This is a genomic window from Candidatus Saccharibacteria bacterium (assembly GCA_016700015.1).
Classification (GTDB): domain Bacteria; phylum Patescibacteriota; class Saccharimonadia; order Saccharimonadales; family Saccharimonadaceae; genus Saccharimonas.
On sequence record CP064995.1, the window covers coordinates 816,890 to 837,866 of the forward strand.

Here is a 20,977-nt window from a genome sequence, read left to right on the forward strand (position 1 = left end):
GGGTACTAAAGCAGTATTATGACAAATTTACACGTATATGTCAACCTATAGCTGCAACGCGACGCGATACGCAGCCTCTTCAAGCAGCATCTCACGAGTTATTCTACCGTCAGTCACGAGTGGGTACGGGTCTTTCAGCTCACTGCCGTAGCGCTGCTGCATCATGACGCCAAAATCTGGATACACGGCTGGTACAAGCTCGGCAATTTCAGGTGGAAACTCCACGTCAACATCGAGCCCCATTTTGCGTACACCGCCCATCTGCTCGATAATCACGATCGAAAGCCCTCGAAATCCGAGCGCCTCGTGGAGCGTATCATTGCCACTCTCGATCGTCGCTAAATACTCACCTGCTGTAGCGCCAGCAATCTCATGTAGTTGAGCGTGGCGATTCAGTGCGCCACGGATTGTTTCATCGAGGCTGAGCGGCTGCTCATTAACTCCGCTTTTCGTTGTATAGCCCACAACATCAACTGAATGTCCGGCCCGCTCCATGGCATGCTGCAGCGCACCAAGCTTGATTGGGCTCTGGCTACTCACATGTAGGCGACGGTGATGACGCTCGGCCATCTCGCTATTTGTCGTCGTTTTCGGTTGGTTCTTCTTCGGTGCCGTCGGTCGTCGCTTTGAGCTTGGCTTCGGCGTTACCCGCGTTTACTTCGTAGCTGGTGTTGGTACTTTCGAAAAAGTTGACGAGTTCGTAGGTGTCATTCGCGGTTGCCATCCACTTAGCGGGATTGCTCACATTGTAGTGCGGCTCGAAACCCAACTCTTCCAGGCGTCGATCGGTCAGGTATTTTACGTACTGATTAATATAGTCGGCATTGAGGCCTAGAATACCGTTTGGTAGTAGCGCCTTGTTGTATTCTTCTTCCATAGCCACGCCGTCAAGAATCATTTGCTTAATCTCTTCGGCAAATGCTGGGTCCTGTAGGTCCTCGTTTTCTTCAATAACCGTAAGAATGAGATTGATGCCAAATTTGAGGTGTAGACTCTCGTCACGCACAATCCAGTCAATCAGACTACCAAAGTTTCGAAGCAGATTTCGTTGTCGGAACGACAATGCAACCATAAAGCCAGAGTAGAACCAAATACCTTCAAGGATGATATTGTAGGCGATGAGGTTGCGGATGAAGTCTTTTTTGCCCTCTGTTGTCGTGATATCCATCGTGTCTTCGGTCATACGCTTGATATATTTGGTCTCAAACTCTTCTTTGATGGCCATCACCTTTTCATCAACATGAGCGCTATAAGCTTTTTCGCGGTCAATTGGAAAGGTATCAAGTACGTACTCAAAGGCCATACAGTGGTTGGCCTCTTCCCACATTTGCTTTGCAAGGTATAGGTGACACTCGGCGGCATTGACGTAGGGGTAGACGCCAAATGCTAGTGCTTTGTTGACCAGCAGCTCGTTAGGGTTGAAATAGCTCATGAGGAACGTCACCGCGTGGCGCTCTTCTTCGGTCATCTTTTCCCAGTCTGCAAGGTCTTGTGCCAACTGAATCTCGTTGGGGAACCACGTGTTGGCAACCGCTTGGTCATACAAATCCATCGCCCATTGGTAGTGGATTGGCTTGAGTAACAAGCCGTCTTGGATACCAGCGCCTAGTATCTTTCCCATAGTATTCCTCCTTTATCAATTCGTATTAGTATCTCGATAGTACTATTATGTCATATTTATGGGACCCTTGGTAGTATGGTCCGCGTTTGCTAGCAAGCATGCTCGAGCGCATCCCCTGCCTCGGCATACCGGACATAGTGGAAGCCGAGGCGACGAAAGGCTTCTTTCAGTACCTCTTCGGTCGTTGGTTGGTCTTCCGGTGTTGCCACGATGTGCGTACCGTAGTCAGCGAAGGTATGGCCAGGATACTGCACTGCAAGCAGTGCCCGTTGTTCAGGAGTCATCCCTACACTCCCCCTACTGGCAACCGTCGCACATGGTCAGGTCGGCTGGATCGATCGGTGCTGCAACCTCGCCACGTGCAGTTGCCGCTTCATTGGCAGCTGTTTGAGCCTGCTCCATAGCATCGCTGATTGCCTGCAGTTTTTCTTCGAGTGTCATGGTGTCATTGATGATAGTAGATGCGTTCATATCCCCTCCTATACGCTTTGTTTCTTTGCGAAGCCAAACCCAGCCTTGCGGGCGCCGCCAGCGGCCAATGCTTCTGCTTTATTAACTTTTGTGGTACTCTGCTCCGCCTGATGACGTGGTTTCATATGTAGGTAATACGTGGTTTTGAGCCCGCGTAGCCACCCCTCCATATAGACCGTTTCCATGTCATCAATGCTGCGTGATTCAAGATACATATTGCGGCTGATTGCTTGGTCAACCCACTTCTGTGCCCGAGCCGCCACTTCGATAAAGGCAAACGGGCTAAGCTGGAAGCAAGTCTTGTAAACATCTTTCAAATGCTGGGGAATTTGCTCGATATTCGTCAGGTCGCCCTGCTCCACCAGCAAACGCTCTTTCACGTCATCCCATATGCCGAGTGCTTTTAGGTCGCGCACAAGGTTGGTGTTCACTTCAAGGAATTTACCATTCAGCGTGCTGCGGCTAAATATCTGGCCAAACTGTGGGTCAATCCCCGGAGTAGTGCCGGCCACGTGAGCGATATTGGCCGTTGGCGCAATCGCCATCAGCGTGGCGTTGCGCATACCCTTAGTCGTCTTCTTGCGTAGCAATTCCCAATCAAGGCGTTTTTTGCGCGTGAGCTTTACCTTCACTTTGCGGTCTTTTTCGTGCTTGTCGAGGCTATCGACAGGCAGTTCGCCCTTGCTCCAGCCGCTGCCTTTAAAGTCTGGGTAGGCACCGCGGGTTTTTGCAAGATTAGCCGACTCATCAATCGCATAGTAGCTAATGTATTCTGCCATCTGATCCATCAGGTCGTAGGCTTCTTCGGATTCATAGCTGTAGCCCATCTTTTCGACGACATCGGTGAAGCCCATAATGCCAAGGCCAAGGGCCCGTGTGGTCTTAATGCTATGAATCGCTTCTGGAATAGGCGTATCGGTAACATCGCACAGGTTATCGAGTTGGCGTATCGCACTGCGTGCCGCGAGTTCTAGCCGTTTCCAGTCCCACTCTTTTTTCTCCACGTCCAAAAACGCACTTAGGTTGATGCTCACAAGGTTGCACACCGATATATTGTCTTTGTCATTGGGCAGCGTAATCTCGGTACACAGGTTTGACGAGTGAATAGTGCTGACATTGTTGTTGAGTGCTCGCACGTTGATACTATCTTTCCAGGTAATCCACGGATGGCTACTCGCCTGCAGGCGAATGAGGATTTGCCGCCACTGCTGCCGCGCCGGTACTTTGTCGAACACGCGCAGCTTGCCCGCTTCGGCCAGTTTCACATACTCACTGTAGCGTGCACTAAAGGCTGCACCGTAGAGTTCGCTCAGGTCAGCTGTTTCAGCAGGATCAAACATATACCAGTCCTGCTCTTTTTGCACTCGTTTCATGAACTCGTCGCTGATATACACGGCGATGTTGGCAAATCTTGTGCGGTAGTACGGGTCACCGTTGTTTTCGCGCAAATCCATAAATGCCGGGAAATTAAGATGCCAGTTTTCCATGTAGATCGCGGCTGCGCCGGCTTTTTTGCCTTTGCGACTGACCGCAAACAGCGCGGTATCGATCATTTTCATGAACGGTAGCGGACCGGTACTCACCGTATTGGTGGTTTTGACCGGGCTACCAGCCGCACGGAGCTTGTTCATACTAATACCAATCCCACCGGTACCCTTGGCAATCCACATGGTGTCGCGAATGCTTTTAGCGATACTCTCCATATCGTCTTCGACATCAATTACAAAGCAGTTAGAAAGCTGCGGGAAGCTGCCGCCCGCGTTAACCCGCGTGCTGCCGCCAGGCAGGTAGTCTAGATTGCTCATGTGCTTGTAAAAATCGAGCGCTGCTTTGGTAGGGTTTTTCTCGTTGAAACTGAGCCCCATCGCAATCCGCATATGAGTAAACTGCGGCGTTTCGAGTGGTTCACCGTTTTGCTTACGCAGCGCATAGCGGTTTTTGTTGGTGATGACGCCGAGGTACTTGCTCAGCTTGTCTTTTTCGGGGTCGAGCGCGTCGCCAAGTGCTTTCAGGTCAAACAGCTTGCTGTCGGCCATCCGCTTGTCAAGCAAGCCATCCTTCACCGCCTGCTTAATATAGCGAGGAAAATGACTGGCGTGCAGCTTTTTCAGCTCAGCATCGTCGGTATAGTCGCCCAGAATATTCTTATAAATGTTTTTCAGCAGCAAACGCGCAGCAATGGTATCAAAGTCTGGGTCGTCTTTTACGTTTTGCAGCGCAGTGTGAATCACCGCTTCGTCGAGCTCTTCGCTCGTAATTCCGTCAAATAATGTCAGTTGCAACTCTGTCGCTACCTGCACTACTTTTTGTATTTGATCAGGCAAACCCTCGCTTGCTCGTACAAGCGCCAGGTTTATCTTGTTGGCGTCAAATGGTTCGCGGGTGCCATCGCGTTTCACCACTTGGATGTTTGTCATATGCCCTGTCCTTTATGTTATGTTAGTACCCTCGCTCGATAGCCACGTCCACCTCCCTCAAAGTGTCCTAGCACACCACAAGAATAGCTACCACTAGTGTGGTGAGCTAGCTCTACGATAATCTTGCGGTGGTGTCTATTTTGCTGAACTACTACATATGTAGTGTCTGTATAGAATAATATGCGCTATATATGGAGATTTCAAGTATTTTGGCTATGTTTTTTTCGCAACGCCTTACGCCAACACCTTATAGTGTCTATGGTAATTTTTACTACGCTATATGTAGCGTCTATGTCACTGAAAGAAATAACATATTTATACTTCACTGAGAATAGTATTGACTAACACTGAAAAAAATGTTAATATAAATTTTAGCACCCCGCCTGGGGAGTTCCTTCTACCAAGGAGTCCGCATGTTTCGTGTCGTTATCAACATCCTCATCAAAGCGACCGTCATCTTCGGCCTCAACACGTGGGGCTGGGTCCACTTCCGGTTCAACGGCGCGGAACTTACCACTCCCGGAGGCTACATTCTGTACGCGCTTGGGTTCGGTCTCATCTTCGCTCTTGTCGGAGCGGTGGTGCGGCTGGTCATGGGCTTCCTCACTGCCGGCATCGGTCTGGTGACCGCTGGCATCGGCGCCCTTCTGCTACTGCCCGTGCTGATGTTCGGTCTCAACGCCCTCACCCTGTGGATCTTCAGTGGCTGGCTCCCCTCTTGGGTGACCCTCGCCGGCTTCTGGCCGACAGTCGGCGCTGGCCTTCTGCTCGGACTGATGATCCCCGCCACCAAGCAGGGTTCCAGCAGCTCGCGCTACTGAACTCCCCGCACCGCCCCAGCCCGCACCCGCGGGCTGGGGCCTACTTTTTATGTGGTGGTACACTAGGGTATATGGACGACATTATTACAATCAAAAACTTCGCTATGCGATTTGGGGACACCGAGGTGATCAAAGACCTCAGTTTTACTGTCAAGCGCGGCGAAACGTTTGGGCTGCTTGGTAGCAACGGCAGCGGCAAGACAACCACTATCAGGGCGCTTCTAGGAATTTATATCCCCACAGCTGGCGAACTACTTATTGATGGCGCACCTTACTCGGTGAGCGAAGGGGTAAAGCTTGGCTATCTGCCGGAAGAGCGCGGACTATACAAGAAGGAGTCGGTTATCGACACAATGGTTTATTTTGGGCAACTCAAAGGCCTAAAGCGCGACGAAGCCAGACGCCAATCGATGGACTTCTTACAGCGCGTCAAACTAGAAGATAAGGCAAAGATACGTCTCGACAAACTGAGCGGTGGTCAGCAGCAAAAGATCCAGCTCGGCATCACCGTGCTCGGAAACCCTGAACTACTCATTCTCGACGAACCGACCAAAGGCTTCGACCCCGTCAACCGCCGGTTGCTTATGAGCATTATCGAAGATCATCAGAGAAAGGGCGCAACCGTCGTGATGATCACTCACCAGATGGAAGAGGTTGAACAGCTCTGTGATCGTATCTTACTACTCAAAGATGGAGTCGCCCGCGCCTATGGCACGGTGAGCGATGTCAAGAAGAAATTTGGTGGCAAATCACTTGACGACATATTTGTGCGAGTGTACGGCGACGAAAATGAGGAGGAGGTATAGTGATGCACAATCTACTCACCGTTATGCGGTTCGAAATAACACGAACTCTTAAGAAAAAATCATTCTGGGTTATGGCGCTCGGCTTCCCTGTCATGATCGCAGCTGTATTTGGCATTGTATTCATGTCAAATGTCTCAACTGAACAAGCCGCGAAAGACCTCGAGAAACAAAAATTTAGCCTGCAAATTACCGATACTTCCGGCCTCATCAAACCTGAGCTGGCTACTGCGTTCGGTGCAAAAATTGTCGACTCCAAAGGTGCTGCGATCGCAGCAGTCAAATCTGGCTCGCTTGACGCCTACTTTTACTACCCAGCTGACCTGTCAAAAAGTGAGATCGAGGTATATGCCAGAGATGTGGGTATTTTTGACAACGGCCGGTATTCGGGTGTCGCCAAGGCCCTACTCACGGCATCTGTCGAAAACTCAGTTGACGCCAACACGCGCGCCATTGTCAAAGATGCGACAAAGGGCAAAGTCACGACCTACCGCGACGGGGCAGAGTTCGACCCCGCCAAGCAGATGGTCCTCCCGGGCATATTTCTCGTACTGTTTTATCTGCTGATTGCATTCTTTGGCAACCAAATGCTAACCAGTACAACTGAGGAGAAAGAAAATCGCGTCATCGAAATGCTACTCACAACGGTGCAGGCACGCACACTGATCATTGGCAAGATCTATTCGCTGATCATTCTCGCAGTAGTACAAGGACTCATAATCCTTGTACCCGCCCTCACTGGTTATTTTGTATTCCGCGATAAGCTCCAGCTCCCCGACCTTGACCTTTCGTCGCTACCGGTTGACCCAGGCAGAATCGCCATCGGCGCCGTGATATTTATCGCGAGTTTCTTGCTCTTTACGGGGCTGATGGTGGCCATCGGTGCCGCCGTCCCTACCGCCAAAGAAGCTGGCGGCTTCATTGGCCTTATCATGATGCTGATTTTTGGACCGCTCTACGCTGTTTCTCTCTTCATTTCTGCTCCCGACAGCCCATTCGTACGTTTTCTCACACTCTTCCCATTCACCGCACCAATACCAATGCTGCTACGCAATGCGGTCGGCAACCTGGAGCCATGGGAGATTACAGTAGGAATTATGCTACTTGTTATCAGCGCGGCACTTACCATGTCAATCGCGGTACGGATATTTCGCTACGGCGCACTCGAGTATAGTCGCAAACTCAGCCTCCGTGAGATATTTAGTCGATCATAGATGTGCACACCGTCTCGTTAGCTGCATTAAAATCCCCCACGCGCGCGTGGCACATGGGGGTAGTGGGGCTAATCTGCCCACTTGATGGACTTGTCCTTAGCCGCTTCTCGCAGCCGATCTGAGATTTCTCGGGCGCGCCGCTCCGTAGCAGCCCTGTCCTCCACCCGCTGCTGCTCATCAAATTCCTTGGGTGACACACCACGAGAAAGGGCATCGTTCTTTGCCCTCATTCGTTCCGCAAACGCTTCAAGCGCGGCTTCTTTGTCGCCGCTATCGGTCGCATAAATCCCGTACCGACGGCGACCGGTCTCCCACGCCGACTCCTTGTCGGTGACAACCGACACCACCAGAAACGTCAGTGTTCTGATGAGCACGTACGCAGCGATCAGGAACACCACCAACCCAACAGGCCAGCTATGGAAGTAATCTCCAACTGCGCGCCCAGCAGCGACGCTCATGCCAAGGCATGCGCACAAGCCGATGAAATAAAGAAAAAGAACCATTGTACCCTGTCTCCTCTGTATCGACGGATAATCAAAGATGATGATAACCTATTTGTTATAATTTGTCAATGATAATGGCACGTCAGATGCTACAGACACGCCTGTATGTTTATGGTATAGTGTGCAACACACTTTCCCACAATCGAAAGGAACGGGAATGCACCTCACCAAAAACACCGTCGGGCGGCGCGTGCGCGCCTGGGTCATGGTAATCATGAGCCTTGCGCTCATTTTCAGTGGCGTCGAGATTGCCGTCGCCTCATCCGCCTCCGCCGTCACGACCACGCAGACTGTGGTTACCAAGTCGGCCAAGAAGGTCGTCAAGAAGAAGGCGAAGAAGAAGAAGAAGAAGGCGAAGAAGAAGACTGCAAAAAAGGCGACGCCCACATACGCGCCCATCGCTGGCATCGATACCAGGTGCCAGGTGCCGGGCATCGCACTGTGTGCGAGCAAGGCCGCGAACAAGTTGTTCGTTGTCGTCAACGGTCAGGTGGCCGGCGCCCTCGATACGCGCTTTGGCCGCCCCGGCATGAACACACCAAACGGCCTGTTCCATGTATACATGAAGAACGCCAACGCGTACTCGTACAAGTACGGCGCGCGCATGCCGTTCTCACTGTTTTTCCTCCGCGGCTACGCGATCCACTTCAGTGACGAATTCACGCAGTGGGGATGGTCCAGTCCGACCGGCGGCAGCCACGGCTGCGTCAACCTGCGCGACTGGGCAGGGGCGCAGTGGGTCTACAACAGCTCGCCCATCGGTACGCGCGTCGTCGTCTACTGACGCAATCACCGCCGCGCCCGTTCATTCGGGCCGGCGGTTTTAAATTACTCATGAATTTCATCATATCGACAGATAAGCATAGTTGACAAAATGGTTATGATTTGCTATAATAATATAAATGCTTCAAACAGAAAAACGCGTCGTTGTCGTTCACAACCCACTCAGTACTCGGGCCGCAAAGATACAGGCTGGCGTGTTTAATCAGCTCGATGCGGCCGGGGTGCACTATGAGCCATTCCTAACGAAATATCCTGATACAGAGGCCAACATCGATGATATGCGCAACACATTCCAAGATGGAGATATCATTCTTTCGGCAGGTGGTGATGGCACTGCGATGCAAATTTCAAATGCCGTACTGCGCGAAGGCCATACCAACACTCTGATTGGACCGCTAGGCTACGGCAATTTCCGTGACCTCGGCAAGGAGCAAAATCCTCTGCAACTGCTTGACTCGTCAGCACATGTTGTTGACGCTCATCCGATGACAATCGAGACGAATGGCCGCTACTTGCGCGATGCACCAGGCTATATGACACTTGGCTTCACAGCCATGGCAGCAAGTAGATTTGGTGCCTCAGCTTCACGCGAGCGAATGCGCAACCTACCCGAATGGACTAAGCTCGCAGCGAGTATTGGGCAGCTCGGTATGGACTATTTCGAGCTACGCGACCGCCTGCTGCCGGCCTTTCACACCAGTCAATCGCCCCTCGTGCAAAATGCCGTGACCGACATCCTAGCCATCAATAGCCGACAGGTTGGCCGTATTATTCGCTCTTCTACCGACTACCCCGCTGGTAGTACGTTTGGCTTCCGAACCAATAACGTTTCATCGATTATGCCAAATATTCCCTTTGGTCTCCGTGCACTCGCCGGGCGCGCACCCGCCCACCCCACCAATCACCTCACGGTCTATTTTGAGCAACCGTCGGTAGTTCCCTTCCAGACAGAGGGTGAATACGACGAGCTCCATGATGTTACCGAGCTATTTGTCTACAAAGACCCCGCAAAGGTGCTGCATCTCCTACGACCGGGCACTAGTCGTAGGCAAGAAAAATAGAGGCCAGATGGTCTCTATTTTTCTATGGCGGAGAGGATGGGATTTGAACCCACGGTACGAGTTGCCTCGCACACACGCTTTCCAAGCGTGCTCTTTCAACCACTCAGACACCTCTCCAATAGGCTTATTATAGCTCAATCGACAGTGTTAGATAAAAGTTGTATTTTTCACCTCACAATGTATGCCATTCCGCTTGCAGTGCACCTACCCCCTGCAACATACTAGGGACAGATGGCACAACCCGACTTGGCAACACCGGTCATTGAACTACGGGCTCTTACCAAACGGTATGGGCTAGGTGATGCATGCTTCAACGCACTTGACGAAGTCAGCCTCAAAATCGAGAAGGGCGAGTTTATCGCCATTATGGGGCCTAGTGGCTGCGGTAAAACCACGCTACTCAACGTGCTGGGCTTACTTGATAGTGCAGACGAGGGCGAATACCTACTTGACGGCAACGCCATCGATCGCCTGGGCAGTGCCAAACACGCCCGCGTCCGTAGCAACCAGATTGGCATGGTGTTCCAAAGCTTTAACCTGATTAATCGCTTGACGGTCCTTGAAAATGTGGCCCTCCCTCTCACCTACAAGGGCCTTGCGCGAACAAAACGACTAGAACGTGCCAGTGAGGTACTGAAGCAGTTCCATCTGCAAGAACGCGAGTACTACATGCCCTGGCAACTGAGCGGTGGTCAAATGCAGCGTGTTGCTATCGCGCGGGCGCTGGTCAACGAGCCAAGCATTATTCTCGCCGACGAACCAACGGGTAACCTCGACAGTCGTAGTAGCCATGTCATTATGGAAGAGCTGAGCGAGCTTCACAAAAAAGGCAATACTATCATCATGGTTACGCATAACCCTGGGCTTACTAGCTACGCTAGTCGAGTGATTAATATGCTCGATGGCCGTATTGCCAGCGATACTCGTATCAAAGTTGATACAAAAGACGCCTATACCGTCACCAAAATCCCGCTCAACCGTCGCACCAATTTGGCAAAGGCAACGCGCGCCAAGCAGTCTGCCGAGAAAGCAAAGAGCCCCGCCGTAAAGCGCACAACGAAAATAGCGACCACCCCGAAGCCAAAAACGGCAAAGAAAAAACGTGCCACCCACAGCAAGAAGGACAGTAAAACGTCATGATATTCGTTGATCACATCGAAAACGCCTATCACTCGCTAAGGCGTAACCGAGCACGCAGTGTTCTCACAACCCTCGGAATCGCCATAGGTATCGCCAGCATCACCTGTATCCTTGCCTTGAGCAGCGGTGTGTCGCGAATGATTAACCAACAGATCGAAGCCTATAGTGGTAACCTCGTTGTTGTGCGTCCAGGACTACAAACCCGCGACCCCAATGCCCTCACTAACCCCGTGGCCCAGCAATCGTTTAGCACGAGTAGCCTTACTGAAGCGGATGCAGGCGCTATAGCGGAGCTCCCTGGCATAGATACGGCTGTACCAGTGATGACTGTTGACGGCACATTAAAATCACAAACCGAAACCATCGAAAATGGTGTTGTTGTTGCTACAACATCTGGTTTTACCAAGGTTGCCAACATCACTATGAAGAGCGGCCAATTCCTCGATGAATCGACCGATGCCAACACTGCAGTGGTCGGCGAGCAGCTTGCGATCGACCTCTTCGGCACAGAACGTCCAATCAGTAGTACATTCACAATCCGCGGCTTACAGTTCACAGTGATCGGTGTGATTAAAAAATCGCAAAACCCCATCAATTACAACAATGTCGACCTCAACAATGCTGCGGTTGTCAGCCTTGCTCAGGGCAAGCAATTTCACCAATCCCGCGCTCAGATCCAGCAAATCAATGTGCTCGCTAAATCCGGCAGCAATATGCAGCAAATTGCCACTAGTGTGTCTAGTCGCCTCCTCCAAGCACATGGCGGCGAAAAAGATTTTTCCATCGCCGTCGGTCAAGATATCGGCAAGCCGACCAACCAGTTATTTGTGGCGCTCACCCAGGTAATGACCGCCATCGCCGCTATTTCACTGTTCGTCGGCGGCATTGGCATTATGAATATCATGCTGGTTGGCGTGGCCGAACGGACACGCGAAATTGGCATCCGTAAAGCTGTCGGCGCCAGCAATGCTAGTATCGTTTCACAGTTCCTGATTGAATCGTTGATGATGAGTCTCATCGGTGGACTGATTGGCTATTTCACTGGCTACGTACTCGCCTTCATTATCAGTACTCAGCTGTATTTTGCCCCTGCATTTACGTGGCAGGTTGCCGCAATTGCGCTGGTAATGGCGCTATGCGTCGGCCTTATATTCGGTATCTTCCCCGCCCTTAAAGCTGCTCGCAAAGATACGATTGAATCCCTGAGGCAATACCACTAGTACTCACGCGGCCCTAGCGAAATTCAGCTCACTCTATCGCTGAGCTATATTACCAAGACACAAACGGTGGGGGTCTTAGCTCAATTCTTTTTTGAACTTCTCAATCAAATCAACCTGTGTTGGGTCGACGCCATTTAAAATACCGACGTAAATACTAACGAAGTCTGCTAGCACACACCCCCAAAGAATCTGCTTCATCACCGTATCGCCAGCAAGCGACACTTCGTTGGCTTTAGGCCGCCGACCGCTGAGCAGTTTGTCGCTCAGGGCGAAACGCTTTAAAATCTGCGGGTGTTCAAACTCACTCACTAGGTCAAACACGACAAATGGCTTTTCTACCGGATGGCTGGTCCAGCCCAAAAATTCATTGTGGTTAAACTCGGGGTAATAGTTCCAAAACGCCACATTTTTGGCATTTTCATTCCAACTAATCTTCCACTTATACGCCACCGGTGCCATTAGGTTGCCAGCGTAGAACACAGGTGTTTTGCCAACAGCCGTCAGCGCCAGTTGCTTGGCATAGTTGTGTGTTGTCGGCATTTCTTTGGTCCATCCGTCGCTTTCGTGGTGCAGCCAGTCGGCAGCACTGTCCAGCTCGTCATATACATCGTGCGTAACCAAGCCATAAGCAATGAGGATCTTTAGCAGCACGCGCAAATTGTAGATCATTCCCATGCGCGGCTGGGTATCATGGGGTATTTTACCATACATAATACGGTGGGCAGCAGCCATTTCCTGCAAGGTACCGCCTGTCGAAATCACGGCGAGCTGCGGATTATGCCGATGCTCAATTGCTTCGGTGAAGCAACTGATTGTTTCTTCCGTATTGCCACTATGGCTACTCGCAATCACCAGTGTGTTGTGCTGCACGTACTTTGGAAGCGTATAGCTTTTTACGACATCAAACGGCACTTTTAATCTGTCACCGAGGAACGCTTTCACAACATCGGCTGCGAGCGCCGAACCGCCCATTCCTGCCACAACAACATCTTTTATTTCACGTCCGTCATGCTCAGCGTCTACTAGTTCGCAGTTGTAACTGACCTGCTCGTACAGCCGGGCTGCTACACCCAAAGCATCCTCGGGGTCCCGTTGTTTTAACACATTCACATCATCAAGCATCACCCACTCCTTGCGTATTCTTCTCTTCCTATGATACAGTATAGCTAAGCATAAGTATATTTTAATTTACAGGGGTGGGCATGGACATTCAACCGCAATCAACTCAACCGATCAGTGATGATCAAGAACTCGCGAAGGTTTTGGCCGGCGTGACTGCTGAAGGCGATGATGAAGAAACAACAGGTGCAGCAATGAGTGATATCGTCGCGCCAGTTGCTGCTGGTCCGCCCCCTGCTGCTACGCCTGTAGTTGACAGCTCTACTCTTCCTGCAGAGCCCCAGCTTCCGCCCGTATCAGCCCCTCTGCCAGCTCCTTCGCTCCCCACAGTAGGTGGCGATGACCTCGGTAGCGTCAAGTCAGATGCAATTAATGAGCTACGCCCACTTGTAGACAAGCTCAATCTTGCGCCCGAAGAAAAGTTCGACACCTACCTCCTGCTCATCCGTTCTACCGACGACAAATCACTGGTTGCGCCAGCACACGAAGCCGCCAAGCAAATCACCGATGAAGCCCGCAAAGCTCAGGCGCTGCTCGATATCATCAAAGAAATCGATTTTTTGTCCAACCCGCAGCAACAGCAATAGTCACCCCTTTATAGCAAAACATCCGCAACCCCCGCGGATGTTTTGCTTTATAGCTCAATTTGTGGTATCGTATAAAAAGGTATCCGCCCCCTACAGAAAGGCTGCTCATGGGCAAGCAACTTCGCATCGACACCCGTGGTCTCAAGCTGAAGAAGCTAGTGACACGATTGCTCAGGGGAGAAGTAGTACGGCTGCGTGTGCACGAGCGTAATAGCTGGCGCCACCGCAAAGTCACGCTTGCTGTCACCGAGGGCCGACCACGACTGGGTATGGTTCACCAGAGTTATCCGGTGACTATCGGCCGCGAGCAACGGCCCGGCCACCTGGAAGTGTGCATGGACCACAGCTGGGCTTACCTGACCTTCGACGACTAATTAGTCGTCAACTACCCCACGGTTCATTCCGTGGGGCGTTTCATAGCCATCACCTCTTGACTTTTTATTCCATTTATGCTTAACTAGAATCAAATGACCACTACTGTCATCGAAACAATTTCAAAAACAAAAAACGAATCTACTCCAGATCTAAGCTTCGAATTGTCCGAAGAGGCACTAGAGACCTTACGCCAGTTGCTGCGTTCGAACAGAAGTATGTTTGACGAACGTTTGGACGATATCACTTCCTCCTATCTTATGAAATACAACCCTGAGTTCGCCCTTAACATACAGCGAATGCGAATGGCCCGAGAGGAAAGTGCACAACTGGCAATCAAACATAGCCAGGAGCAGCTTGTCGCCGATACGCGCGCACGTATTGCCGAAAAATACGATTTGCCGACACTCAGCGAGTTCGAAGAATCAAAACAGAGAGTGTTACATGTGCTCAATGAAACTGGATGTCAGTCTGCACTTGAGGCACCGGTGCTAACTAAACTTGGCATTATCGTAAGCCAAAATAACAACCGCTGGCATCATTATCCCTATGGCAGTTTCCCTCGTACTGTCGACGAGGCTTGGTGCCGCTATCTCCGTGCTGCCGATGAACATGAAAAGTATGCGAGCCTATTAAAAAAAGGCCGAGGCGAGGGGCTGACAGCGCTTGTTATGGAAAAAGACCAGTCTCGTCGTTCTGCACATAATGCCGTTGCTACGCAGCTCTGCGACCTGCTTGGGTTAACCAATCTTCAGGATGCTCGGGAACTCGCAACCTCAATGCGCGATCACGCTCCTATCGCCCATGGTGCAAACGATACTAAACCTAACTCCCTTGCTCCTGGAATGACAATCGCACGTGCTATGCACCATCATCTCCTAGCTGATTATGATTCGCTCCCCGATCCGGAGCGGCCTCGTCATTTTTAATCTATAATCCTAAAACGCATATGAATGAAACAAAAACACTTCCATCCGCAAAAACCGAACAAGTACAGAGCACTCCCTACCTCGATGCATCGCGCACGATTGCGGAGTTAGTTGCGAGCGACATGTTTCAGCGCCTCAGGCTTAGGGGCATGTCGGTCGAGGCAACACTGTTCACCGCTGCATCAGCCCGGGCAAATCAGCTTGACCGTCAAGGCGATGCAACGACGCGCAAAGAAGCAGACTCACTGCGCATTGTAAGCCAACTCGGTGAGTTTACGCACGGGCTCGAGGCAATCCGCCATCACCACCATGTAGAACCCCTCACGAAGCGCGCACTGGAAGCCGCAAAACTGCGCACCGTGAAATTTAACCACGCGGTTCAAGACATGCTCATGCACGACCCAACAATTGAATTTGATGAGCTTGTTGGTTTCCTCAGCACTATGCATGGAGTACTTAATCGTCAGCGCTGGGGCGATGACCACGCTGGCTGGGCGAGTGAAGCCAATTGGTTTCATCATCAGCTCGAAATCACCATTCACGGTATGCAGCAAGAGATTTTTGGCGAACAGATCGCCCTTAGTCTCCCTGGGGTGACGGTTGAGCGGATAACCGACCCACACGAAGACCTGCGCGGCATTGACCGCTGGATCACAATGGACGATGTGCGCTTCCCTGTTGATTTTAAGGCTAGCTATGCCACCGCTCGCCATGCCCGCAGCAAAGCACGCCACCCAGAACAAGTAGTTTATACCGGTGTTGAAGGCCCACGCTTTCGCAAAGCCTTGCGGCTCGACACTAAAGATATCGCTCTACGCAGCGAGCAAATGAAGCGGAACCTCGAACTCGCCAAGCAAGCGTATATACGCCGGCAGCAACCGCTCGGGCATATTGCCACACTTGGATCGTAGCGCTATTGACTTTTTATACTATTTGTGCTTAAATGATTACATAGCAGTACGCAAAATAAAAAGGAACGCAAGAAATGCCAGAAACCCTATCACCACAGCCAGGTGAGCCAACGCCAATCTACGACCAGCTAGCGGCAGCGTCATTACATCCACAAGCGGCCCACGAGCTGCAAGAAAGAAGCGCAATGACCGCTGAGGCCGATGCGTTTGCTGCACAGATTGCAGCTGAAGTTGCTACCACAGGCAGCCTAGATGTTGCTACACCTACCGCCGACCCACGACCAACCGTAGCTGAGCAAGTAGCAGCACTTGATGCCGACGCTAGTGACAAAGTACCCGATGTTAGTGCTATGTCCGATGAAGAACTAAGAAAAGCGCTAGGAATGCAGTAATGGGAAAACCGCGTGGATATGACGTGCCGCCGCCGGCCGAGCCAAAGACGAAAATTGTAACTTCAGTTGAGGGCCGAGTGCTTGAATCTATCCCAAAGCGTTCTCGACGCGCAGCCGCTAAGGCCGCTGCCGCAGCACTCGACCAAAAGCCGTGGGACATAGCTCATCAATCCCCTGAAGCATTACGTCATCAAGCACATATGGCAGCTAATTCACGCGACCATAGTAAACCAACGCGTGCCTTAGAAAAACGTAGAGCAATCAGCGATTATTAGCACGCCTCTCGGGGGCGTTTTTGTATGCCCCCAGTCATAGTACAATAGAGTACGACATGAACATGCGGTTTGCGACGGAAGCAGAAATACAGCAGTGGGACACGATTGTCCCTGAGAACCCTGATGGCGGCAATGTGCTGCAGGGGTTCGTGTTTACCGACCTCAAGCGCGCGAGCGGCTGGACGATCCGCCATATTGTGTGCGACACAGCGGCGATGACAGCTATGGAGAAGCGAATCCCCTTGCTCGGTAAGGTGTGGTATGTCCCCAAAGGGCCAGGCGTCACGTCGGCGAAGGAACTACAGACAATTGTCGACGAGCTCCGACCATTTGCGAAGAAGCACGGGGCATTCACAGTGAAGATCGAGCCAGAGCTGCCGCTCGGCACCGACCTGTCGCCGCTAGGGCTTATAGCCACTCGGCCAATCCAATACAACTGCTCAACTGTGGTCGTTGACCTGCACGACGGCCTAGAAACCATCATGAAGAACTTGCCGCAAAAAGGCCGCCACGCCATAAAGCGTGCCGAGCGCGACGGTGTAGTAGTAAAAATGGTCGAAAGCACCCCTGAAAACTGCGATATAATGTACGAACTCTTTACGGAAACGGCCACTGGGGCTGGCTTTGTGATCCGCTCTCGCCAGTACTACCACGATTTTTACCAGCGCTACAGCGAGGCTGGGCAAGGCCAACTATTCTTCGCCTATTTTGACGGCAAGCTCATCGCCGGCGCCTACGCGCTGGTGTATGGCCAAAAAAGCACCTACAAAGACGGCGCCAGTGTCCGCGAAAAAGTGACCTACGGCGGTAGCCACTACTTACAATGGAAAGTTATCGAGTGGGCAAAATCGCGCGGTAGCGTAGTACACGACTTGTGCGGCACGCCGCCCGCGGCCGACATCGCCGACCCCAAGCACCCGTTTTACGGCCTCGGCCGCTTCAAAACCAGCTTTAATAAGCATGTCACCGACTACGTAGGTGCCTACGAACTACCGATCAGCGTCTGGAAAACCAAGCTGTGGGTAGTCTATGTCGAAAGGCTTGTCCGTCGCCTCCACTTCAAGCGTCACCACGAATCCTATTACTAAACGAAAGGCCTTTTTACCTAGTGATTAACCGCAAAGTTCTCATGTCCGATGCCCGCCATTTCAGCAACGAGCAGCCCATCAACCCCTATTACCATATTGAGTCGGTTGACCTGGCCGTCGCTCAGCAAGAGCACGACCATATTCGTGACATGATGCAGCAAGCCGGCATAGAGGTGGTGCAGGTGGCAGCACCAGCCGACAGCCAAGACGGTGTGTATACCGCCAACTGGGCGCTGGTACGCGGCAACAAAGCCGTACTGGCACGGCTACCAAATGCACGTAAGGCCGAGGAGCCCCACGCAAGGTACATGCTCGCTACACTTGGTATTGAAACATTCGAAGTACCCGACGGGCTCAAGTTTAGCGGCCAAGGCGATGCCCTTCCCTGCGGTGACTTACTATTCTGCGGTAGCACCTACCGTAGTGACGAAGCAGCGCTACTCTTTGCGGCCGAAACGCTAGGGTTCCGTCGTATTCAGCTGCGCACTGTCCCGCAGCAAGATGCCTTAGGAAATGATGTCATAAATACATCGTCTGGCTGGCCCGATAGCTTTTACTACGACATAGACCTGGCACTTTCGGTGCTGCGTGGCCCCGAAAATGGCCAGAAGGGCCTGATCGCCTACTGCCCGACAGCCTTTACGCCGGAAAGTCAGCGTATTCTCGAAGATCTAACAGAGGTAGATAAAATTATCGTCAGCGAGCATGAAGCCAAAGACGCCTTTGCCTGCAACCTTGTTTCTACCGGCAGCACGGTGATTATGAGTGCCCACGCCCCGCAGTTTGCCGCCGAACTACGCGCCCGCGGCTTCGCGCTACTTCACCCCGAAATTTGCGAACTCGTCAAAGGTGGCGGCTACATCCGCTGCACTACGTTGACGCTTGACTAGCGCGAATGGCAGTGCGCACTTCGGCCGCCTCGTCCCAGGGGTGTTCACCATCAGCTCGTTCAATCACTTTTTCGTGGCCCTTGCCCAGGAACACGACGGTATCGTCGGCAGTCTTTACCCTGCTCACGGCAAATTGAATCGCCTCACTGCGATCAAGGAGCTTGAACATCGTTTCAAATTCGACCTTACCGCTACGCCGTGCGCCCTCAGCGATCTGTTCTAGTATCGTTTCGCCGTCAACATCACGATCATCTTCTTCGGTGAGCACTACTTCGTCGGCGTATCTGCCGGCGATCTCACCCTGAATCGCCCGCTTACTTTCATCGCGCCGTCCTGCAGAGCCGAACAGAACGACAAGTTTACCAACAGTGTTATGTCGTAAATCTGACAACAACTTTTCAAACGAATCGGGCGTATGGGCAAAATCGATGACGGCTGCATACGGTTGGCCCTCGTCGATGGTATTCATACGACCGTCAACACTTTTCAGCGCCGCAATTCCCTGCTCTATCTGCTGTTTGCTAAGTCCAAGCTCTATACCAACCGCAACTGCCGCCAAGCTGTTATAAACATTAAACTCGCCTGGAATGTTACAGACAATGTCGTAAGTAACACCTTTGTAACTCACTTGGTAGGCGCTGTCCTGCGCTGTCATGTGAACGTGGTGTGGTACTAGCTCACCTTGGTGCAGGCCATAGCCTAGCGAGCGGGGTACGGCAGCCCGCCAGCGCGCAGCACTCGGATCATCGGCATTGTAAATACCAAACTTCCGGCCATGCTTGGCTGCAATACGGAACAGGCGCAACTTCGCCGCGAGGTAGCGCTCAAAGCTGCCATGGTAGTCGAGGTGTTCATGCGTGATATTCGTCATGACCCCTATTTCATACGGGATACCCCACACGCGGTACTGCGCCAGGGCATGACTGGTGGTTTCGAGTACCAGCCACTCGGCACCCTGCTGGCGGAACTCTGCAATACGCTTTTGGAGCAGTGGGGCCCCAGCCGTGGTCATATGCACCTGCGAAGCAACAATATCGTTGCCCACCCCAGAAGAGACAGTTGTCATAAGCGCAGTCGGGTAGTCAGCATCCACTAACATACGGTGAATCATGCTACTCGTTGTCGTTTTGCCATTGGTGCCAGTGACCCCAATAACATGCAGGCCGCGCGCCGGAAAGCCGCGGTACGCAGCCGCTGCGGCGGCTTCGAGTCGGTGATACTGCGGTTCGGCAGCGCGAAAAGCGGCACGAGGAATAGCCTTTTTGAGCAGCCGCTTCACCCTACTCACGACTACCGCCGATCACTCCCGCTATACGGGCGCTGCCTTCGTCGTCGTAGTCGGCATAGCGTCGTCCGACGAGCAGTACCAAATCGTCTTTTTTGGCACCACGCACCACAATGAACGCTGCTTCTTCGTGGTCGCGGGCAGCATCAGGATCGGCGCTATCGCCAACAACCACCACTCTGTCGGCCACTTTGCGTAGCGAGTCCAGTACCGTTGGCTGGGCAGCTGTATCGAGCGCTACGAGCAAACGACGCTTGGCGAGCTGCTTAGCGTTGTCAATGAGTCGCAGCAAGCTATCGTCAGCACCGCCCTGGTCAACAGCGATCAAAAACGGAGCGTTGTGGCGCAAATAGTCAAAGTTCCCTGCGATTCGCTCTACCCGGGCGATGCCGTCGGCAAACTTGGCGACATCGACACCCAGTACATACACCGCCGCCAGCGCCGTGGCAACATTGAGCCCATTCGCCTCACCAACAAGGTAAGACGCGACGTCGAGCTTGGTGTGCATATCGATGACGAGCGACACTTCCGTACCCTTGCGGTACAGTGCTTGCGACACAACACGCATATCGGCCTTTTCGTCAGTACCGAATGTAATGAGATTGTGGTGTTCAACACCAGCAGGGGGCGTGAGGCCATGGGGCAGCACTGCGTAGCGCACCCCAAGAGCGGTAACAGCTGCAAGCTCGGGTGAATCAGTAGTCGCGACAGCCATTTCTACGGTAAGAGTCGGCAAAGCGTAACTAGCGACAAGTGCCGCGTGCACTTCCATTACTACATAGTCGTAGCCCTGACGAGACGCATCTGCCAGGCGGCGGTGCAGCAAGAAGGGATCTGTTTCGAAGCTGTGGTCGGCATCAGCCGCCGCCATCACCTCGACTACCTTCGCTCCGCTCTCACGCAAAAGTTCCGCGATCAATCGTACAACAGTTGATTTGCCGTGGTTGCCCGTAACAAGGATCAGCTTCGCAGTATTTGATTTACTACCATAGCGAAGCGATGCGATTTTAACGCGCAGTTTTTTGTAACTGTTTGGCTTGCTCCCCCGCTTCATCATGCTTCTATTTTAGCACTA

24 protein-coding genes and 1 tRNA gene are annotated in these 20,977 nt (G+C 52.2%); 15 read left to right on the forward strand and 10 right to left on the reverse strand.

The window, feature by feature from the left end; all coding sequences use genetic code 11:
* Positions 1–45 precede the first annotated feature (45 nt).
* The 5 genes from IPM09_04510 to IPM09_04530 form a co-directional block, all read right to left on the reverse strand.
* Positions 46–570, reverse strand: a complete 525-nt coding sequence (locus tag IPM09_04510; GenBank protein ID QQS21752.1) for a DUF84 family protein — start codon at positions 568–570, stop codon at positions 46–48.
* 4 nt (positions 571–574) lie between these two features.
* A complete protein-coding gene (locus IPM09_04515; GenBank protein QQS21753.1) occupies positions 575–1,621 on the reverse strand; it encodes a ribonucleotide-diphosphate reductase subunit beta in 1,047 nt (348 codons plus the stop codon).
* An 89-nt stretch (positions 1,622–1,710) separates the two neighbouring features.
* The gene (locus IPM09_04520) at positions 1,711–1,905 is read right to left on the reverse strand and encodes a hypothetical protein (GenBank protein ID QQS21754.1); all 195 of its coding nucleotides are present in this window, start codon (positions 1,903–1,905) and stop codon (positions 1,711–1,713) included.
* Positions 1,906–1,918: 13 nt separating this feature from the next.
* Complete coding sequence (locus IPM09_04525; GenBank protein QQS21755.1) at positions 1,919–2,092, reverse strand: hypothetical protein; 174 nt, start codon at positions 2,090–2,092, stop codon at positions 1,919–1,921.
* Positions 2,093–2,100: 8 nt separating this feature from the next.
* Positions 2,101–4,509: a ribonucleoside-diphosphate reductase subunit alpha gene (locus IPM09_04530; GenBank protein QQS21756.1), complete on the reverse strand. Its 2,409-nt coding sequence runs from the start codon at positions 4,507–4,509 to the stop codon at positions 2,101–2,103.
* A 413-nt stretch (positions 4,510–4,922) separates the two neighbouring features.
* Here IPM09_04530 and IPM09_04535 point away from each other — a divergent pair, with 413 nt between their 5' ends.
* The 3 genes from IPM09_04535 to IPM09_04545 all read left to right on the forward strand — a co-directional run bounded on the left by IPM09_04535 (position 4,923) and on the right by IPM09_04545 (position 7,347).
* The gene (locus IPM09_04535; protein ID QQS21757.1) at positions 4,923–5,330 is read left to right on the forward strand and encodes a phage holin family protein; all 408 of its coding nucleotides are present in this window, start codon (positions 4,923–4,925) and stop codon (positions 5,328–5,330) included.
* Between the two features lie 104 nt (positions 5,331–5,434).
* Positions 5,435–6,136, forward strand: coding sequence for an ATP-binding cassette domain-containing protein (locus IPM09_04540; protein QQS22472.1), 702 nt, complete (start codon positions 5,435–5,437; stop codon positions 6,134–6,136).
* A 2-nt stretch (positions 6,137–6,138) separates the two neighbouring features.
* On the forward strand, positions 6,139–7,347 hold the full coding sequence (locus IPM09_04545; GenBank protein QQS21758.1) for an ABC transporter permease: 1,209 nt from the start codon (positions 6,139–6,141) through the stop codon (positions 7,345–7,347).
* Between the two features lie 68 nt (positions 7,348–7,415).
* On the opposite strand, the gene IPM09_04550 is transcribed toward IPM09_04545, so the two are convergent.
* A complete protein-coding gene (locus tag IPM09_04550) occupies positions 7,416–7,850 on the reverse strand; it encodes a hypothetical protein (protein QQS21759.1) in 435 nt (144 codons plus the stop codon).
* Positions 7,851–8,007: 157 nt separating this feature from the next.
* Here IPM09_04550 and IPM09_04555 point away from each other — a divergent pair, with 157 nt between their 5' ends.
* Complete coding sequence (locus tag IPM09_04555; protein ID QQS21760.1) at positions 8,008–8,634, forward strand: L,D-transpeptidase; 627 nt, start codon at positions 8,008–8,010, stop codon at positions 8,632–8,634.
* A gap of 118 nt (positions 8,635–8,752) precedes the next feature.
* A complete protein-coding gene (locus IPM09_04560; protein ID QQS21761.1) occupies positions 8,753–9,694 on the forward strand; it encodes a hypothetical protein in 942 nt (313 codons plus the stop codon).
* A 25-nt stretch (positions 9,695–9,719) separates the two neighbouring features.
* Here IPM09_04560 and IPM09_04565 read toward each other — a convergent pair.
* Positions 9,720–9,811, reverse strand: a tRNA-Ser gene (locus IPM09_04565).
* Positions 9,812–9,925: 114 nt separating this feature from the next.
* Here IPM09_04565 and IPM09_04570 point away from each other — a divergent pair.
* Together IPM09_04570 and IPM09_04575 are read left to right on the forward strand one after the other, a co-directional pair.
* Entirely contained in the window at positions 9,926–10,834 is a 909-nt protein-coding gene (locus IPM09_04570; GenBank protein ID QQS21762.1) for an ABC transporter ATP-binding protein, read from the forward strand.
* The gene (locus tag IPM09_04575) at positions 10,831–12,054 is read left to right on the forward strand and encodes an ABC transporter permease (GenBank protein ID QQS21763.1); all 1,224 of its coding nucleotides are present in this window, start codon (positions 10,831–10,833) and stop codon (positions 12,052–12,054) included. The genes IPM09_04570 and IPM09_04575 overlap by 4 nt, the downstream gene beginning before the upstream one ends.
* A 75-nt stretch (positions 12,055–12,129) precedes the next feature.
* Here IPM09_04575 and IPM09_04580 read toward each other — a convergent pair whose 3' ends face one another.
* Positions 12,130–13,176, reverse strand: coding sequence for a bifunctional phosphoglucose/phosphomannose isomerase (locus IPM09_04580; protein ID QQS21764.1), 1,047 nt, complete (start codon positions 13,174–13,176; stop codon positions 12,130–12,132).
* Between the two features lie 80 nt (positions 13,177–13,256).
* Between IPM09_04580 and IPM09_04585 the strand changes: the two genes are divergently transcribed.
* The 8 genes from IPM09_04585 (at position 13,257) to IPM09_04620 (ending at position 18,617) form a co-directional block, all read left to right on the forward strand.
* A complete protein-coding gene (locus IPM09_04585) occupies positions 13,257–13,760 on the forward strand; it encodes a hypothetical protein (GenBank protein ID QQS21765.1) in 504 nt (167 codons plus the stop codon).
* 59 nt (positions 13,761–13,819) lie between these two features.
* Positions 13,820–14,134, forward strand: coding sequence for a hypothetical protein (locus tag IPM09_04590; protein QQS21766.1), 315 nt, complete (start codon positions 13,820–13,822; stop codon positions 14,132–14,134).
* A gap of 93 nt (positions 14,135–14,227) precedes the next feature.
* Positions 14,228–15,061 (forward strand): hypothetical protein, encoded by an 834-nt coding sequence (locus IPM09_04595; GenBank protein QQS21767.1) that lies wholly within the window; start codon positions 14,228–14,230, stop codon positions 15,059–15,061.
* Positions 15,062–15,081: 20 nt separating this feature from the next.
* Positions 15,082–15,972 carry a hypothetical protein gene (locus tag IPM09_04600; GenBank protein QQS21768.1) on the forward strand — a complete coding sequence of 297 codons (891 nt, stop codon included), beginning with the start codon at positions 15,082–15,084 and terminating at the stop codon, positions 15,970–15,972.
* A 74-nt stretch (positions 15,973–16,046) separates the two neighbouring features.
* Positions 16,047–16,364 carry a hypothetical protein gene (locus tag IPM09_04605; protein QQS21769.1) on the forward strand — a complete coding sequence of 106 codons (318 nt, stop codon included), beginning with the start codon at positions 16,047–16,049 and terminating at the stop codon, positions 16,362–16,364.
* Complete coding sequence (locus IPM09_04610; protein ID QQS21770.1) at positions 16,364–16,639, forward strand: hypothetical protein; 276 nt, start codon at positions 16,364–16,366, stop codon at positions 16,637–16,639. Before IPM09_04605 ends, IPM09_04610 begins: the two co-directional genes overlap by 1 nt.
* Positions 16,640–16,695: 56 nt before the next feature.
* The gene (locus tag IPM09_04615) at positions 16,696–17,727 is read left to right on the forward strand and encodes a peptidoglycan bridge formation glycyltransferase FemA/FemB family protein (protein ID QQS21771.1); all 1,032 of its coding nucleotides are present in this window, start codon (positions 16,696–16,698) and stop codon (positions 17,725–17,727) included.
* Between the two features lie 20 nt (positions 17,728–17,747).
* Positions 17,748–18,617: an amidinotransferase gene (locus tag IPM09_04620; protein ID QQS21772.1), complete on the forward strand. Its 870-nt coding sequence runs from the start codon at positions 17,748–17,750 to the stop codon at positions 18,615–18,617.
* On the opposite strand, the gene IPM09_04625 is transcribed toward IPM09_04620, so the two are convergent.
* Both IPM09_04625 and IPM09_04630 read right to left on the reverse strand, forming a co-directional pair.
* Positions 18,598–19,905, reverse strand: coding sequence for a UDP-N-acetylmuramoyl-L-alanyl-D-glutamate--2,6-diaminopimelate ligase (locus IPM09_04625; GenBank protein QQS21773.1), 1,308 nt, complete (start codon positions 19,903–19,905; stop codon positions 18,598–18,600). The two genes, IPM09_04620 and IPM09_04625, sit on opposite strands and share 20 nt — an antisense overlap.
* Positions 19,898–20,959 (reverse strand): hypothetical protein, encoded by a 1,062-nt coding sequence (locus tag IPM09_04630; GenBank protein QQS21774.1) that lies wholly within the window; start codon positions 20,957–20,959, stop codon positions 19,898–19,900. Before IPM09_04630 ends, IPM09_04625 begins: the two co-directional genes overlap by 8 nt.
* Positions 20,960–20,977: the final 18 nt, after the last annotated feature.